This window comes from Microbacterium proteolyticum, from assembly GCF_030818075.1.
Taxonomy (GTDB): domain Bacteria; phylum Actinomycetota; class Actinomycetes; order Actinomycetales; family Microbacteriaceae; genus Microbacterium; species Microbacterium proteolyticum_A.
The window spans coordinates 870,955-887,383 of the sequence record NZ_JAUSZZ010000001.1; the positions used below are offsets into that span (position 1 = coordinate 870,955).

Genomic DNA, 16,429 nt, shown 5'->3' on the forward strand with positions numbered 1-16,429 from the left:
CGTCGACGGCGAATTCCGGCATCCGTTGTGCACCTCATGCGGTCGCCTGCATGGGCCGGGCGTTAGCGTGGGGGAATGACCCCGCTCGACGACCCCGCTCTCGTGCGCGTTCTGGCAGCCGACGGCACGCTGGCGCCGACGCCCGCCGCCGAGCGCTACCTGCCGCTCATCGACGCCCTGACCGACGCCGAACTCGAGACCTTCTACCGCGACATGGTCTCGATCCGCGCGTTCGACGTGCAGGCGACCAACCTGCAGCGCCAGGGCCAGCTCGCCCTGTGGCCGCCGTCGTTCGGGCAGGAGGCGGCGCAGGTCGGCTCGGCCCGCGCCGCGCGCGCGCAGGACCACATCTTCCCCTCGTACCGCGAGCACGTGGTCACCCGCATCCGCGGCGTCGACCCGCTCGACATCATCCGCCTCATGCGCGGACTCACGCACGGCGGGTGGGACCCGACCGACCCCAAGAACGGCAACACCCACATCTACACGCTCGTGCTCGGCGCGCAGACGCTGCACGCCGCGGGCTTCGGCATGGGGCTGGTGTTCGACGGCAAGTGCGGCACCGGCGATCCCGAGCGCGACGAGGCCGTCATCGTCTACTACGGCGACGGCGCGTCGAGCCAGGGCGACGTGCACGAGGCAATGGTGTTCGCGGCCAGCTTCCAGACCCCGCAGGTGTTCTTCCTCCAGAACAACCAGTGGGCCATCTCGGTGCCTGTCGCCACGCAGTCGCGCTCGCCGCTGTACAAGCGCGGTGAGGGCTACGGCATCCCGAGCCTGCAGGTCGACGGCAACGACGTGCTCGCCAGCTACGCCGTGTCGAAGGTCGCCCTCGACGAGGCCCGCGCCGGCGGCGGCCCCCGGGCGATCGAGGCGATGACCTACCGCATGGGCGCACACACGACCAGCGACGACCCCACGAAGTACCGCACCCTCGACGAAGAGAAGGCGTGGGCCTTGCGCGACCCGATCGCCCGCATGCGCACCTACCTCGAGGGGCGCGGCGCCTCGCAGCAGTTCTTCGACGATGCGGATGCCGAGGGGGCTGCGCTCGCCAACGACGTGCGCGTGCGCACCAACGAGCTCGGCGCGATCCCGCGGTCGCACATGTTCGAGAGCGTCTACTCCGAGGCGCACGCGCTGATCCAGGAGGAGCAGCGCTGGCTCGACGACTACGAGGCGTCGATGGAAGGGGGCGCCCAGTGAGCGAGAACCTGCCGATCAGCCGGGCGCTGAACGCGGGCCTGCGTCGCGCGCTCGAGACCAACGACCGCGTGCTGCTCATGGGCGAGGACATCGGCCCGCTCGGCGGCGTCTTCCGCGTGACCGAGGGCCTGCAGAAAGACTTCGGGCCGCGCCGCGTGATCGACTCGCCGCTGGCGGAATCGGGCATCGTCGGCAGCGCGATCGGCCTCGCGATGGGTGGTTTCCGGCCCGTGCTCGAGATCCAGTTCGACGGCTTCGTCTTCCCCGCGTTCGACCAGATCACCTCGCAGCTGGCGAAGCTCACGAACCGCCACGAGGGCGCGCTGCAGATGCCCGTCGTCATCCGCATCCCCTACGGCGGGCACATCGGCGCGGTCGAGCACCACCAGGAGAGCCCCGAGGCGTACTTCACGCACACCCCGGGCCTGCGCGTGGTCAGCCCCTCGAACGCGAACGACGCCTACTGGATGATCCAGCAGGCCATCGACTCGCCCGACCCGGTGGTGTTCTTCGAGCCCAAGGCCAAGTACTGGCAGAAGGGCGAGGTCGACACGACGGCGCCGGCTCTGCCGCTCCACGCGAGCCGAATCGTGCGCCGCGGCACCGACGTGACCCTGGTCGGTCACGGAGCCATGGTCACGACCCTGCTGCAGGCGGCCGCGCTCGCCGAGAGCGAGGGCACGAGTTGCGAGGTCATCGACCTGCGCTCGCTCTCGCCCGTCGACTACGGCCCGCTGCTGGACTCCGTGCGCCGCACCGGCCGCATGGTCTACGCGCAGGAGGCGCCGGGCTTCACCTCGCTCGGCTCCGAGATCGCCGCCACCGTCATGGAGAAGGCGTTCTTCGCGCTCGAGGCGCCGGTGCTGCGCGTGTCGGGCTTCGACGTTCCCTTCCCGCCCGCGAAGCTCGAGGGCACGTACCTGCCCGACGCCGACCGCATCCTCGAGGCCGTCGACCGGTCTCTGGCTTACTGACCGCCTCTTCCGCATTCCGTTGCGGCGATGCCGGTGACAAGCTGGCTCCCGAGCAAAGGACACACCGTGACCGATCAGACCTTCGTTCTCCCCGATGTCGGAGAAGGCCTCACCGAGGCCGAGATCGTGCAGTGGCGCGTCGCCCCCGGTGACAGCGTCGCCGTCAACGACGTGATCGTCGAGATCGAGACGGCCAAGTCGCTCGTCGAGCTGCCCTCGCCGTACTCCGGCACGGTCGGCGAGTTGCTGGCATCCGAGGGGTCGACCGTCGAGGTCGGCGCCCCGATCATCACGATCGGGTCTGCGGATGCCGCGCCCGCGGCGCCCGCGGCCCCGACCACCGTTCCCGAGCCCAGCGACCCCGGCGGCGCGGTGCTCGTCGGCTACGGCACGGGCGGCGCGGTGTCGTCGCGGCGACGCACCCTTCGACAGGCTCAGGGACCGTCCGCCGAGCGCCCGGTGAAGGCGTCGGTCGGGGTGGTCGCCAAGCCCCCGATCCGCAAGCTCGCGCGCGACCTCGGCGTCGACCTCGCCACCGTGACGCCGAGCGGTCCCGCCGGCGAGGTGACCCGCGACGACGTCTTGAAGCACGCCGAGCAGGCGAGTGTGTTCCGCAACATCGAGACGCCCGCGTGGGGCGAGGTGCGCGAGGAGACGATCTCCGTCGCCGCGCCGGCGGCTCCCGCTCGTGTCGAGGACCCCCGCGAGGAGTCCATCCCCGTCCGGGGCGTCCGCAAGGCCACCGCCAACGCGATGACGTCGAGCGCCTATTCGGCTCCGCACGTGTCGGTGTGGGTCGACGTCGACGCCTCACGCACCATGGAACTGGTCAAGCGTCTGAAGGCCTCGCCCGACTTCGCCGACGTCAAGATCTCGCCGCTGCTGATCATGGCCCGCGCGGTGATCTGGGCGCTGCGCCGCACGCCCATGATCAACGCCGCCTGGGTCGACACCGACGCCGGCGCGCAGATCAGCGTGCGTCACTACGTCAACCTCGGCATCGCCGCAGCCACCCCGCGGGGGCTGCTCGTGCCGAACATCAAAGACGCGCAGAGCATGAACACCCGCGAGCTCGCCAAGGCGCTCGAGCACCTGACGCTCACCGCGCGCGAGGGCAAGACGAGCCCCGCCGACCAGACCGGCGGCACGTTCACGATCACCAACATCGGCGTGTTCGGAGTGGATGCCGGCACCCCGATCATCAACCCCGGCGAGGCCGGCATCATCGCGCTCGGCGCGATCCGCCAGAAGCCGTGGGTCGTCGACGGCGAGGTGCGTCCCCGCTGGGTGACGACGGTGTCGGGCTCGTTCGATCACCGCGTGGTCGACGGCGACGGCATCTCGCGGTTCATCGCGGATGTGGCATCCGTGCTCGAGGAGCCGGCGCTGCTGCTCGACTGATGTGAGACATCACGGGATCTAGGAAATTGACACCTTGAAGATGATCTGCGTCATGGGAGTTGGTTCAGGTCGTCGCAATCGATCCAAGCGTCCAGGGTTAGAGCACCTACGCGCGAAGCGGGTGACGTGCGAGGTAGTTGGAGCGGCGTGCCGATGCCACTCGAGGCTTCGTCGCAACCGGACCTCCGGATCGGTGACGCCCGCGCATCATTCGCGACTTCTGGCTTCGACCGACTCCGAGAACCGCGGCGATGGCTGATCGTCCACCGCATCGCGCGGTTCCGTCGGAGCTGTGCCCAGCGTGGCCCGACGCGCCATGCTCCGACCGGGACGCGGAAACGGCTCGCCTGCTGGCAGCGAACTTGCGGAAGGCCATGGCGGGTCAGAGTGCGCGGAGCGTTGCAGCGTCCGCCGGCGTGAACGAGAAGATCATCCGGAAGGTGTTGGCGGGTGCCTCATGGCCGGAGTTGCGAACGATAGCTCGCCTCGAACGTGCGCTCCGAGTACAGCTCTACCCACGCTGAAGGTCAGCCGCTCTGTCTCGGGGGACTGCGCGAGATCCTCCCGGTGTTGCGTTCGGGTACCGATGATCTGGGGACTTGGGCGCGAGGGCTGGATGCCACGGTGCCTTGCGGCGATGACGGTCGCCATCACATAGACGACGTCGCGGACGGGCACTAGAACAGGGTCCGCGCAGACGCAGCACGGCTCGCCCCCGACGTCCCTGGGGGGCAAGGTGTGGCCAATCCCACTCTCGCTGATGCCGGCGGATGAGTCGCTTCTAAATTGGCGTGGCCGCCGAGATAGGCGAGCTGACCTCGGTGAAGCCGCTGAGGCTATCGGTGACGCTGTCGGGCCGTCCTGGACACCTCACAGACGGACACTCGGGACCTCGGGGGATCTCTGTGTACTGCCGAGCTCACCGGTCACGGAGTAGACCTCGTCCGAATGGAAGGCGGGATCACTGCCACCGGAGTGAGCTAGGAGGCTGTCGGTCGCTCGAGCGACTCCTCCCAGAACTCCGACCCCACAATGGTTGCGCCTGTGACGCGGAGGTTCAGCGGGAAATCCACGCTCCCCGCGACATAAATCGAGCGAGTCTCGTCGTGCGCGATGCCTGAAACTACTGTGCCCCCGTCCCACGGCGGCCTTGCCGCACCCTCGAACGGCGACGTCGAGTAACCGATGTAGGTCCGCGCCCCCACAATGCCGGACCGCGGGGGGAGGATGTTTATCCGAGCATCGGTGAGGTCGTGACCGCGCCACGTGATGTCGATGCGGAAGTTCACACCCTCGCGGTGAATTGACACGACCGCGACTGGGGTCGGCAGGGCTCGCGGGGTCTCAGACAAGGCGGACTCGAGTTCACGGGCGCCCCCCTCCACGAGATGCACTCGAGGGGTACGTGGGGTGCCATCCCGATCCTGGGGATGTGCGTGCGTTGCGATGAGCGCAGACCGAAAATCCACAATCTCTCGATACGCCTGTTCGCGTGGTCGCGTCTTGTCCAAGATCGTGATGGTCCGGCGTTCATCGGCATTCAACCAGTCACGGATCATGGAGTTGATGTGTGGGTCACTGAACGAATAGCCCACAACCACGAGATGGTCAGCGCGGTTCAGCGCCACCCGTGCCGCTGCATTCAACAGCAGGGTGGGCCCATCCGTCGCGAGTTTCTCGCGATCACCAACCACGATCCACGGAGTCGCCCGTATGTTGCGGCCAGGCTTGTCGACTTCACCGGGAGCCACAATTTCTAGTGTGGGAGAGGCGAGAAGCGCTTGAAACCCATGCGGCCGTTCCGTTTCTCGCCAGTCGAGTGATCCGTGCAGTTTGAGCAGGTTAAGCGTTCCATCCACCTGGTCGAAATCGAGCGGCTGTCCCGGGCGCCAACCTTCAATTCCTCGATTGACGTTCACGCCCAATGCCGTCGCGGCAGTCTCCACGGTCAGGTCGTAGTTCAGAGTCATCACGTCCAACCCCCGCGCCTGTGTTTCCGCTATACGAATGAGCGGCTGCAGGTAGGAGACGTCGTATGGCGGGCTGAGCAAGTCGACCAACGTACGGAGGATGAACGATTCTGCGTCGGCGAAAGGCTCGCCGAGGTCAGGCTTGATGGCAGCGCGAGCAATGCGCGCGATATCGCGAGCGACTGCGTCTCCGTGGACGAAGGAGGACCCTCCCAACGCCTTCTCGATGCTCTCCACGACAGCGGTTCCGGATCGAGACGGCAGGGCTTCGCTTGCAAAGTCCGAAAGCGCGGGAGACCACGAAGCAACGAAGGGGGACACTTCGTGGTGGTCCCTGTCTCGCAGAAGACGGACAGCCGATATCGACCTCGCGGTCGGCCGTCCCGTAGGACCGTGGGCGGCGTGGTGGTCCTATCGGGCGACAGGTGATACCGCGCACGCGTCGGCAGACTCTCGCGGGCAGTGTGCAACCGCACCAGTCTTGACGCCCGAGTCGAGATCGTGGTGCAGCCCTCGCGCCCGTCAGGGGATGGCGGACGTCACCGCGGCGAAGGCGTGGGGGGACCGGTCGGGGTCGCCGCAGGGTAGGGGTCGTGATGCTCATCTTCCGCCTGTTCGCCGCCATGGTGCGTGGACTGCTGCACCTGGCGGTCGGCCGTCCGACGGCCTTCACGGCCGTGCCGGCTGAAGCCGCAGATCGCCTGGCCACCCGTCCGGGTCCCGCCATCGACGACCAGTTGGGCCATAAGAGTGAGGCTCTCGAGATGCTCGTTGGTGCTGGTCTTGGCGGGTGCAGCTACGACTGCAGCGCTACCCGGCGAGCATGCGCGCGGCCCGCCAACAGGCGCCTCGCCGGCGCTCGATGTCTGGTGCGGGTCTCGTCATCGAGCGTGACCGTGCCTCCTCGCGCTCGGGCCGTACAGCTGAGAGCGAGGTTGGGTTCGGAGTTCGGGCGGCTTGAGCGTCTCCGCAAGCGCCGTCGCGTGGGCCAGCCTCGAATTCTGCGGCCGGCTTCGACGGTAGCCGCGCATCGAGCGGCGCCATTGCGAGGTGGCCGGGCCGCGAGCGCGCAAGCGCCGTGGGAGCGAGGCGTGCCAGCGGACACGACCGCGTCCCCCGGTCCTGCGACAGCAGGTCGGAGCCGCTCGCGGGCGGGCTTGAAGCAGTATCAGCTGGGGCTATCTCGGCCAGCACCGCCTCAGAACGAGGTGCAGCAGCCGAGGGCGGCTACCGTGACACCATGGACGAACACGCAGACGACAGCGGGGCCGGTGAGGCGGACGACACCGTGCGCGAAGCTCCACCAACGGGGTCGGCGTCAACCACGGGGTCACTACCCGCGACAGACGAGGTGCTGAGAAAATTCGCTGCCCTCGGTGCTCAGCAAGCGTTCCAGCTCGATCCGGCCTTGGTGTCGCAATTCACAGCGGCGTCGATGGTTTCATTGTCCACGCTCCCGCAGGCGCTGCTGGGTAGCATCGCTGCCTCTGTCCCGCCTCCTCAACTTCCTCCCGAGCTACTGGCGCAGTTCGCGGCGCTCGCACCGTCCACCCGCCTGCCCGCGTCATTTTGGGAGTCGGCGGCCTCCACAGTCAAATACCTGGGGCAGTCCGCGTCGGTAGACGCGCTCTACAGCGAAGCGCATCTGCGCGCCGCCAAGAGCGGGCACGCCACCTCTCCCCGGGCGACCCGCACCGCCGAGTCGTTCTTCAATGACCGCGCCGTCGAGATCACATCCGTGGACGCTCTGCTAAGCGCTTTCGCGACGATTCAACAGAAGCAGCGCGCCCACCAGCTGGTCTGGCGTGGGCAGCAAAATGCCGGCTGGTCCGTGCACAGCTCCCTCTACCGTCGGCTCGGCGACGACGGCGTCGTCGACGAGGACCGACTCATCGAAACCGAAATCGACACCTTCGCCGCCGCCGCGACCTGGGGGACGTCGTCGCATCGACCACTCGAGTTCCTCGCCACCCTGCAACATCATGGGGCGCCCACCCGCCTACTGGACGCGACAACCGACCCGGAGGTCGCGGCGTGGTTCGCGGTCGAGGCCGATCCCTCCTTGGACGGCTCCGACGGTCTAGTACTGGGTTGGGGGCGGGCGCCGCGGACCAAGACGGGTATTGCAGAACCAGACCAGACCCTCCCCCAAGACACGGAGGTCCCGTTCTGGCACGCGTGGACCAACGAGGAGGAACGTCGCCGTGTGGACTGGGGCACAGGTACGAAGACTTGGACGTGGTTCCCGCCCGCCCTGAACGAGCGCATGCGTGCGCAGAGGGCCGGGTTTGTTCTAGAGGCAGGTCCGATCCTTTCGACCGATGTCGTGGCGGTGTTCACTGGCGCGATGCCGACGGACTGGAGAGCATCGGAAATCGCGCGCGCCACCTCCGTCATCGGACTGCCTTCCCGCCACGACGTGAAGACCAAACGCAATGAGGCGAACCTCGTCCCGCTGTTCACCTTCCGCATCGCGTCCAAAGCCAAGCCGCAGATCCGGGACTACTTGGCGTCGAAGGGCCTGACCTCGTCCACGATCTATCCGGACCTCGATGGCCTTGTCCGCCATCTTGTCGGACCGTTTGGTCCACGTTGATCGTGACGTCAAGCCTGGCAGGTTGCTGGGCGCCGACTAGAGCGACTATGTCACGCGGCCGTGCAAGCAGAGCCGGACAGGACGTGCTGTCGAATCCGCCGCGGCTGAGAGGCTTGCGGCTCGATTGTCGGTCGAATCTGTTGCCGGGGCCGGCGCTTGCTTCCTCGCCCGGGTAGTACGGCTCCAATCGCGCGCGAGACCGGCGAGATTGGGCGAGATGCATAGGGCTCGATGGCCCGTAGGACTGCGAGGGCGAGACGCAGTTCGCCAAGTCGCTGCGCGTGAGCACGTCGAGCCGAGCGGATAGCGTCAGCCCGCCCCATCCAAGGTGATCGGCGCGAGCTTCTTGAGGAGCTTTTTCGGTCCTACGGCTGTAAAAGCCACATGGAGCACCGTTTTATCTCCCTCGCCAGTGATGTTCATGACCTCTCCGGATCCGAAGTCCGGGTGGAAGAGTCGCTGGCCGACATCTATCTTCAACCCGCTGTTGTCGATCAACCCCCGGTGTGTCTGTGGCCAGTCGAGGAAGCCCCTCTCCCGGCGCACGAGTGAGTTGACGCCGAGACGGATTTCTTCGAGCACCTCCTCCTGGCTTCGCGGGCGTGGGGCGTCCGCGGCGTCAATAGGAGCCGCGGCTAGGGCGAAAGCCGCTTCCAAGGCGGGCCATCCGTCGTCGGTGAGGACTTTGAGCGAATGATCGTTTGGCAGGCCGCCGGTGGCCTGCTGCAGTCGTTTCCAGAGCTTATCGAGGTCGGCTCTGGACGAGCCCAATGCGTTCTGAAATTGGTCGAGGGGGGAGATGAGCTCGCTGCGGTCGAGGTCGACCAGCACCGGAATGACGCTCCCACGACTGGTCTTACCCGCGAGAGCGCCCGCTTCAAAAAGCAGCCAGGGTGAGATGAGATTCGACCGGCTGACGAGAAGGATGCCGAGATCGGCGCCGTCGAGTTGGGCGTTGATGACGGAGAGGAAGCGCTCGCCGGGGGCGATGTCGGCGTCAGAGAGGAAGGTCTCCACATGGCCCGCGAAGGCGGCGTCGAGGAAGGCCTTCAACACATGACCGAGCTCTCGGGTCTGTTCGCCGGACCAGCTGATGAAGACATTGAGGGCGGGCATCCCATGAGTATGACAAGTCCGCCACTACGCTCGGTTCGAGGTTGCCGCCATCGCGCCCGAATACCGGGTTGTCCGGCTGGGCGAGGACATCGAGGGGATGATCTCCGCCGCTCAATCGGAGTCCACCCGTACGTGCGAGCTCTGTGCGGACAGGGCGTGGCCGTACCCGCAGGGGGACTGGCTGATCACCCGCCGCATCGACCACGCCAGAAGTCGCGGTGCGCACCGCGCCACAACCGAAGCGGACATCGCCGAAGCCATGCCGCGCGCCACCGAGAGGGAAATGGTGTTCGCAATCTCGGCCGGTGTGCCCGTCTTCCGCGTTCACCGCGGACGCGCTCCGTGACAACGACGCGTACCTCGCCGCATCGTCCGAGGTTGACGTCGCGGAGATGTCAACCTGGCTGACGGGCACTGCCGTGGCTCGCGACATGTCGGTCGGCGTCGCCGAGGTCGAAGACTTACGCGACAGAGCAGAGCTGTACACGGGGCGCATGCGCAACGTCCGGTATAGGTATCCGTGCTGGCAGTTCGACCAGCAGAACAAGCCATTGCGTGGCCTCGCGGTCGTGCTCGCCGCGCTCGGCGACGATTATCCAGTCAGCGTCAGCACTCTGGCGACCGCGCCCGATGAAGAGCTGGACGGGTTGTCTATCGCCCAGTGGTTGGACGCGGGAGGGGGCCCGCACCGTGCCGCGGCTTCCCTCCGGGACACCGAGATGTTCTGAGGCAGCCGTCGAGGGCGGGAGGCGCCACGGACCTCAGCTCGCCGGTGGCTGCTGCTGCCCCCCCCGCCTCGCCGCCGCTCGGCGCGGATCGGTTCAGGACGCGAAGTGAGCTGACGAACGAAGGACATCAGCGAGAGATATCCGCGCTCGCGTCCCCCAGCCGGACAGCACCTTTCGAATGGGTTACGGGCCGTGCCCGCCTTTCGAATTCGCGCCCTTCGGTTAGTCGGCCCACAGCGGGCCTACCTTGTCAATTTTGCGGATGGAGACGGCAACCAGGAAGTCAGTAACCTGTCCATAATTGCGGGCGACATCAGTACCGGTAAAACCACTGTTCTTGAATTCATAGACTGGTGCCTCGGTGGGAAGGAGCATCCGGAGCATGACGAGGTGCTCGTCAACGTGCGATCAGCCCAGCTCGCCATCGACGTGCCCGTTCCAGGCGGTCCGCCCGCCCGCTATGTCATCGAACGCGCGCTCGGCGGCAAGGCCACGAAGGCGTACCTCTACACCGGTGATCTGGCAACGATGCCGGATACACCGGTCCGGTCCTTCACCTCGGACCCCGCGGATCCCGAGTCGCTGTCCCATTACCTTCTTCAGCTCTGCGGGCTGAGTGGACTACGACTCGATCAGTCACCAACCCAGGACGAGTCCAAAACGAGCGCTCTCAGCTTTCGCGACCTGCAGCCCCTGTGGTTCCTGACAAACCGGCGCCTCGACAGTGGAGACCTGGCGTATGAGCGGCAGCCGCACCGCTTCATAAAGCTGAACCAGGTCGTGGACATCTTCTTCGGCGTCTCTGACAACGAGCAGTCCGTCTTGTCCCGGGCTGTGGAGGAACTCGGTACCGAGGAGCGTGAACTCAGGCGGGCCGTCCAAACCTTGCGCAGCTTCATGGACGACGCGGGCTACACCTCCATCGCCGAGATCGAAACTGAGTTCGACGAGGTTCGGGTTCGGATGGCCGAGCTGAACGCTCGGCGGCAGGTCATCGACTCGTCCATCGCGGCACGGGGAGAGTTCACCGCGGAGCTTCGGGAGTCCTTCTCGGCGAGCGAGCAGGAAGCGCAAGCCATTCAAGCTCAGCTACGAGACCGGGATGCGCTCGCCAAACGACTGGAACCGCTTCGTGCGCAGTACGCGGATGAGATTCGAAGACTCGATCTCGTGGCCGAGTCTCAGAACCTCTCTGATTCGCTCACAATCGTGACCTGTCCCGCTTGCCAGCGCAGACTGTCCTCCGCCCCGCAAGTTGTCGACGGACGCTGCACACCGTGCCACTCGCATGTGGGTGACGGTGACGACGGAGCCGAGGAGCCCCTGGATATCAGCGCAGAACGGCGCAACCTCGTTCGGCGGCTGAACCAACTCCTCGATTTCTCCAGAGAGGTGCGTTCCGAGGGCGACGCGCTACGTCGGAAGCTGGCAGCGGCCAACCTCCGAGTTCGTGAGACGCAGGCTGCGCTCGACAAAATCTCGGTCGACGTAGCGTCGCCGTTCCTAGCTGAACGTGACTCGATCCAACGATCAGCCGCTGATGCCCGTGTCGTCCTTGAGTCGTTGTGTCGTGCCCGCCAGATGCTGCTGCAACTCCAGCAGAAGGAGGTTGAACTCCTGCAGACGGCCGCCGCGCTCAAGCAGGCAAAGGCGCGAAAGGCGCAGTACGTTGCTTCGTCGACGCCGCGCGACACTGTCCTTGCTCGGGTGGGCGACCGGCTTCACGCCATACTGCGGGAGTTCGATTACCCAAAGGTTGACCTCGTTCACGTCGACCGCTACCTCGTGCCTCACGTACGCGGGCGGCGGTACGACAAGGTGGGCTCCTCAGGTGCGATGACTCTCATCGCCCTGGCTTGGGAGCTCGCCCTGTTCGAACTGGCCTTTGAGATGGGAAGCGGTCACCCGGGCTTCGTCATCATCGACTCCCCCCAGAAGAACCTCATCCCGGGCAATGCGTCCGGACCGCCCGTCACTCCTCAGGCGGGTGAGGAAGGAGGCGCCGAGATGACGGCACTTATTTCCGCCAGCGGTCGAAACATCGTTGAGAAGATCTATCGTCACCTGGACAACTGGCTTTCTGCCCATCCATCTGCGCAGATCATCATCGTCGACAACCAGCCGCCGTCAGTAGCTGAGCAGCATGTCGTTGTCAGGTTCTCCCAAAATCCGGACGACCCGCCGTACGGCCTCATCGACAACGAAGACGGATGGGTGGCTGAGGCCGCCCCGCTCTAAAGAGAGGCGTCGGATAGGGCTTCGTAGCCTGCATCCATCGAGAGCGGCACCATGTCGTCGGGTCCGGGCTCAGAGTCACTGGGCGGCCCAGGGGCGACATCCACGAGGGCGCTGATCCCTCACGTGGGACGCACTCCGCGCCAGCGCCAGCCTTTGCGCTGCGGCGCAAGATGGACCCGCGCGGCCTGCATTGAGATCCATCGCACCGTGGCGCGACCCACTGCTGCACAGCGTTGTGAGCTCATGGCCGCGTCGCATCAGGCCTCTCGAAGGTCCGTGCGCCACCATCGAGAGGGCACGCGCAAGGACTGCAGCGCGAGCCGACGCCGACGAGCTCGAGACGTGAGGGGCATCCGTCAAAGCCGGTGAGGAGCTGCCGGTCAGTGGGTCCTCGACCGGATATCCAGGTGGCCCGACTGACACGATCTACACAGACGTCTTGACCGGTTGCCCTGTGCGGCTAGTATGAGGAACAGAGAAATGGACGTCTTGCAGGGCAAGGCTTCCTGATCTACCGCAAGCGCACGACGCCTGTTACCTATTGACTGAGGGTTTCTGGGCTGGGGTGCGTCGCCCTTGAGGTGAACAGTCGTTCATGGTGGTAGTGAAGGTTCGGCAACTGTTTCTCGCGTCATCTTCAGGTAGCTCCTGAGGATAAGGAAACTACGCGAGGAGCTGGACATGACCGACCCGTCGAGAGAGAAAGACAACCGCATACGCGGTTCTAAGGCCCACGCGCAGGCCTCTGTCGATGCTCCTCCGGGATCTGGTAGTCCAGCTTCTCAGACCTCAAACAGAAGCGGGACTGCCGAGGTGGCGTCAACAGACGCCCCTCGGCAGTTCACCGCCGCCGAGGTGCTTTCCCTTCTGGTGGACGCGATTGCGCAGCTTGAGACAGCGGGCAAGGTCCCACTCGCGGCTGGTGTCTCCGCGCGGATGAGGACGATGCTCCCGGGGTTCTCCGTTGAGCAAACTGAGTTCGGGTCGTTCCGCGAGATTACGCAAGCCGCGGAGGAGGCCGGTCTCGTCGCCGTCACCCGCACACCCAACGACTTTGCGCTCAGACTAGTCGCGCGGCCGGCGTCGCCCGATCTGCGCGGCGCAACGCTAAAGACTGACTTGTGGCGCGCCATCCAGGACACGGACGCTTCCGTCGGGTACGTCTATGACCGTGTCACCCGTCGTACCGCCCGCGTGGCCGGTACGACCACCGAGCACGAAGTCGCGGTGCAAACCCTTTCTAAAGAAGAACTGCTCGGTTTAATGCGCGAGTTCGCCGCCGCGCAACACGGCTCTGACGCTACGGACCTGACGTCGGCACTTGAGCAAACTGAAGGAGCTCAAGCGTTCCGCCTCGTGACCAATCGGGCTGAGCCCTTGAAGCGGCGATGGAATCGCACCCTTCGTGGTCGAGTCCTCGAAGTGGCCGTGTCCTGGGCGACTAAGAACAGCATTCCCCTCACTCACATTCTCGAAACCCGAGACGGGAAGCTGGCCCCCAGCGCCCGAGTGATTCCCACCACTGGTAGGGAGGGGATGGCCATCGACGCCGAAGTGACTGCTGAAGGAGAGTCTGAGCTGAGGCGCGAAGTTCTGGCAATCCTGGCGGCCATGCCGCTTCACGAACTCCTCCGGTTGCCCATCCCGCTCGGGCACGCGCTGAAGCGGTAGCGGCGTGCCCGCGGTCGACCTCCGCGAGCTCGTCAAGAACCCCATCCACTTGACGGGCTCGCTCGTTGCGCATGGGAGCCCACATCCGCTACACGAAGCTATTTCTCGATCTCGCGAATTCACCTCCGACGAGGCGGCGCCGGTGCGTATACCCGCGGGTGGACGCGGACTTGACCAGCTCAGATATGTGCTCGCGCAACCGATAAGCGGAGTCGACCCCGCCCGGGCTCATGAGGCCCTTGTCCGCATGCTCGCGGAGACGAAAGGGACTGTCCTACTGCCGGGACACCCGGCTGCTTCGGCGGAAGGTTTGGACGCCTCCCAGGCTGCCCGGGTGCGTTCCGCTCTCCTGTGTGCCGTTTTCGCCGACGCTGATGAGAGAATCATCGACGGTGAGGTCGAGTTCCCCCGCATGGGTGCGGTCGGGGTGCTGTCCGTGCTCCCGAGCGACGTTGATAAGAAGGTGATTGAAGGCGCCTGGCTCGATGTCGGATGGTTTCATTCCACAACCACGATGGCGGAAAGCATCGCCAAGGTGCCCGGTCTCGTGGCGCTTCCCCCCAAGGCCCACCGCCTCGTGCAGATTCTCCTCGCAGACGACCTCGTTGATGAGGACCCAGCACTGCTCGAAAACCTCGCTCGCTTCGCGCATGTTCTCGGTGTGAAGCCCATCATCCACAGGGTGGTTGCGGATCGGGCGGGAGGCGTCGCCACGGATGTCTTGCGCACAAACCCGAGTGAACTCCTAGTCATCGGAGCTGGGGTGCATGATGCGCCCGTCAGTGCTTTTACAGCTAGATATGGCGGGTCCAACCTCCATCGCTCCCTCGCTGATAGCGGCGAGGATGCTTTCCGATGGTTCGCGGAAAACCTGCCTCGTATTGTCGGTGTCGGTCCTGCTCTTATCGGGCTCAGGGCGCTGATGGCAGATCCCGCCCGGCCGCCGTTGCCAGTGCGGAGCCCGGACCTCTGCCGCCATCATGGGTCGAACGTCTACGTACGTGACGCAACGAGCAAGATCTGGTGGACGAGAGACTTTGCGCAGCACGGCGGCTCGATCTTCAAGACTTACCTGCAAATAGACGGGCAGCTGCGCTGGCAAGCAGATCATGACGGCGACGGGAAGGTCATCACGAAGAAGTGGAAAGGGTCCGAGGGACGGACGATTCATATGCGCGAAACGACTGTCTGCTCGAATCCGGCGAAGCACACCAGCTGACCTCGAAGCGCATCCGGCGGTCGACAGAAGTCGTCTGCGGTGCTGTCACGCCGGGGTCGGGACAAGGCTCGTCCTTCCCAATCACTGCACTCTCATGGGTGCCTCCAGCGGTACGGCTGCATGCCGACTACCCGGATCTCGCGCTTGGCTTCCACGGGTCGTGCGAAGAAATCGGATCTCGCGCAGCTGATCACACGGTTTGACGAACCATCCGAACGGGAAGGATTCGCGCGTCGTCAAATCGCCTGGATCACATGCGTCGGATCTAGTCCATCCCCAGGGACGTCTCATAACTGAGCAATCCCGTCCGCTCTCTCGCCGGTCGCGTCGAAGGGTGTCCAGGTCGCGCGACCCGCGTGGCCCGCGTGGCCCGCGTGGCTCGCGTGGCTGGAGTGCTCGGTGTGGCCGGCATGCCTCTCCACCGACGGAACGGTCGACGGTCGACCGATTGGGGGAGGCGTAAGGTACCACCTTCGATCTATTCACGTGCATCTTTTTGGTCTTTCTTGAGCAAGAATGATCAGGAGGAATCGACAGGGAAAAACCTATGGAATGCCTCAGTGTGTGTTCGCGTCTCGCTCACTTTCTCTCGCGGTCGGCTCCTTAGCGTCGGACATGCGGCGGAGATGCCGTCCACACCGACCTAGGAGAACACCTCGTGACCAGCTCGCCCTCGGCCGCCCGTCGCCGCCGCCTCGTCCTTCCCGTCGTCCTCGCCGGAAGCGTCGCCTCGCTCATCCTGGCCCTCGGCCTCTCGCCGACCGTCGCCGCATTCACCGCGTCGATCCAGAACACGGTCAACACGGCCGCCACGGGCGTGCTCAGCATGCAGGAGTCCAACGCCGACGGCACCGTGCGCTGCAACAGCACCGACGGCGGCTCGATCTCCTCCAACGCCGCCACGTGTTCGACCATCAACAAGTACGGCGGCAGCACGACGATGGTCCCCGGCCAGACCGTCACGAGCAACATCTCGATCACGAACACCGGCACGGTCGCCGCGAAGACCTTCAGCCTCACCCCCGGCGCCTGCGCGCAGTCGGCCAACGGCTCCGTCAACGGCTCGGCCACCGACCTGTGCACCAAGATGACCCTCGTCATCACCTCGGGCAGCACGACGATCTACTCCGGTTCGCTCTCGGGCTTCAGCGCCCCCGTCGACGTGCTCGCGAAGACCACCGCCACCTCGGTCGACCCCGGTGCGACCGTGCCGTTCACCTTCGCGGTGACGCTCCCCGCCGGTGCCGACAACACCTACCAGGGGCTCAAGGCGTCGCAGGCGCTGACCTGGACCTTCAACTCCTGATCCG

The 16,429-nt window shown here is 65.6% G+C and carries 11 protein-coding genes; 9 read left to right on the forward strand and 2 right to left on the reverse strand.

Features of this window, described 5'->3' with window-relative positions; all coding sequences use genetic code 11:
* Nucleotides 1-75: 75 nt before the first annotated feature.
* The 3 genes from QE392_RS04100 to QE392_RS04110 all read left to right on the forward strand — a co-directional run bounded on the left by QE392_RS04100 (nt 76) and on the right by QE392_RS04110 (nt 3,581).
* Nucleotides 76-1,206, forward strand: coding sequence for a thiamine pyrophosphate-dependent enzyme (locus QE392_RS04100; RefSeq protein WP_307448311.1), 1,131 nt, complete (start codon nt 76-78; stop codon nt 1,204-1,206).
* Nucleotides 1,203-2,180 (forward strand): alpha-ketoacid dehydrogenase subunit beta, encoded by a 978-nt coding sequence (locus tag QE392_RS04105; RefSeq protein WP_307334217.1) that lies wholly within the window; start codon nt 1,203-1,205, stop codon nt 2,178-2,180. Before QE392_RS04100 ends, QE392_RS04105 begins: the two co-directional genes overlap by 4 nt.
* A 66-nt stretch (nt 2,181-2,246) precedes the next feature.
* Nucleotides 2,247-3,581, forward strand: coding sequence for a dihydrolipoamide acetyltransferase family protein (locus tag QE392_RS04110; RefSeq protein ID WP_307448316.1), 1,335 nt, complete (start codon nt 2,247-2,249; stop codon nt 3,579-3,581).
* Nucleotides 3,582-4,561: 980 nt separating this feature from the next.
* On the opposite strand, the gene QE392_RS04115 is transcribed toward QE392_RS04110, so the two are convergent.
* Complete coding sequence (locus QE392_RS04115; RefSeq protein WP_307448320.1) at nt 4,562-5,788, reverse strand: SIR2 family protein; 1,227 nt, start codon at nt 5,786-5,788, stop codon at nt 4,562-4,564.
* 1,003 nt (nt 5,789-6,791) lie between these two features.
* On the opposite strand from QE392_RS04115, the gene QE392_RS04120 reads away from it, so the two are divergent.
* A complete protein-coding gene (locus QE392_RS04120) occupies nt 6,792-8,147 on the forward strand; it encodes an FRG domain-containing protein (RefSeq protein ID WP_307448322.1) in 1,356 nt (451 codons plus the stop codon).
* A gap of 309 nt (nt 8,148-8,456) precedes the next feature.
* On the opposite strand, the gene QE392_RS04125 is transcribed toward QE392_RS04120, so the two are convergent.
* Nucleotides 8,457-9,263 (reverse strand): toll/interleukin-1 receptor domain-containing protein, encoded by an 807-nt coding sequence (locus tag QE392_RS04125; protein WP_307448325.1) that lies wholly within the window; start codon nt 9,261-9,263, stop codon nt 8,457-8,459.
* A 392-nt stretch (nt 9,264-9,655) separates the two neighbouring features.
* Between QE392_RS04125 and QE392_RS04130 the strand changes: the two genes are divergently transcribed.
* The 5 genes from QE392_RS04130 (at nt 9,656) to QE392_RS04150 (ending at nt 16,425) form a co-directional block, all read left to right on the forward strand.
* A complete protein-coding gene (locus QE392_RS04130) occupies nt 9,656-9,991 on the forward strand; it encodes a hypothetical protein (protein ID WP_307448327.1) in 336 nt (111 codons plus the stop codon).
* A 192-nt stretch (nt 9,992-10,183) separates the two neighbouring features.
* The gene (locus tag QE392_RS04135) at nt 10,184-12,229 is read left to right on the forward strand and encodes a hypothetical protein (protein WP_307448330.1); all 2,046 of its coding nucleotides are present in this window, start codon (nt 10,184-10,186) and stop codon (nt 12,227-12,229) included.
* Between the two features lie 681 nt (nt 12,230-12,910).
* Nucleotides 12,911-13,900 carry a hypothetical protein gene (locus tag QE392_RS04140; protein ID WP_307448332.1) on the forward strand — a complete coding sequence of 330 codons (990 nt, stop codon included), beginning with the start codon at nt 12,911-12,913 and terminating at the stop codon, nt 13,898-13,900.
* Nucleotides 13,901-14,234: 334 nt separating this feature from the next.
* Complete coding sequence (locus QE392_RS04145) at nt 14,235-15,119, forward strand: hypothetical protein (RefSeq protein WP_307448335.1); 885 nt, start codon at nt 14,235-14,237, stop codon at nt 15,117-15,119.
* A 658-nt stretch (nt 15,120-15,777) separates the two neighbouring features.
* The gene (locus QE392_RS04150; RefSeq protein ID WP_307448338.1) at nt 15,778-16,425 is read left to right on the forward strand and encodes a hypothetical protein; all 648 of its coding nucleotides are present in this window, start codon (nt 15,778-15,780) and stop codon (nt 16,423-16,425) included.
* Nucleotides 16,426-16,429: the final 4 nt, after the last annotated feature.

Coding starts and splice junctions, on each gene's coding strand:
- QE392_RS04100 (WP_307448311.1), top strand. CDS start 76: ATGACCCCGCTCGACGACCCCGCTCTCGTGCGCGTTCTGGCAGCCGAC.
- QE392_RS04120 (WP_307448322.1), top strand. CDS start 6,792: ATGGACGAACACGCAGACGACAGCGGGGCCGGTGAGGCGGACGACACC.
- QE392_RS04125 (WP_307448325.1), bottom strand. CDS start 9,263: ATGCCCGCCCTCAATGTCTTCATCAGCTGGTCCGGCGAACAGACCCGA.
- QE392_RS04130 (WP_307448327.1), top strand. CDS start 9,656: ATGTCAACCTGGCTGACGGGCACTGCCGTGGCTCGCGACATGTCGGTC.
- QE392_RS04140 (WP_307448332.1), top strand. CDS start 12,911: ATGACCGACCCGTCGAGAGAGAAAGACAACCGCATACGCGGTTCTAAG.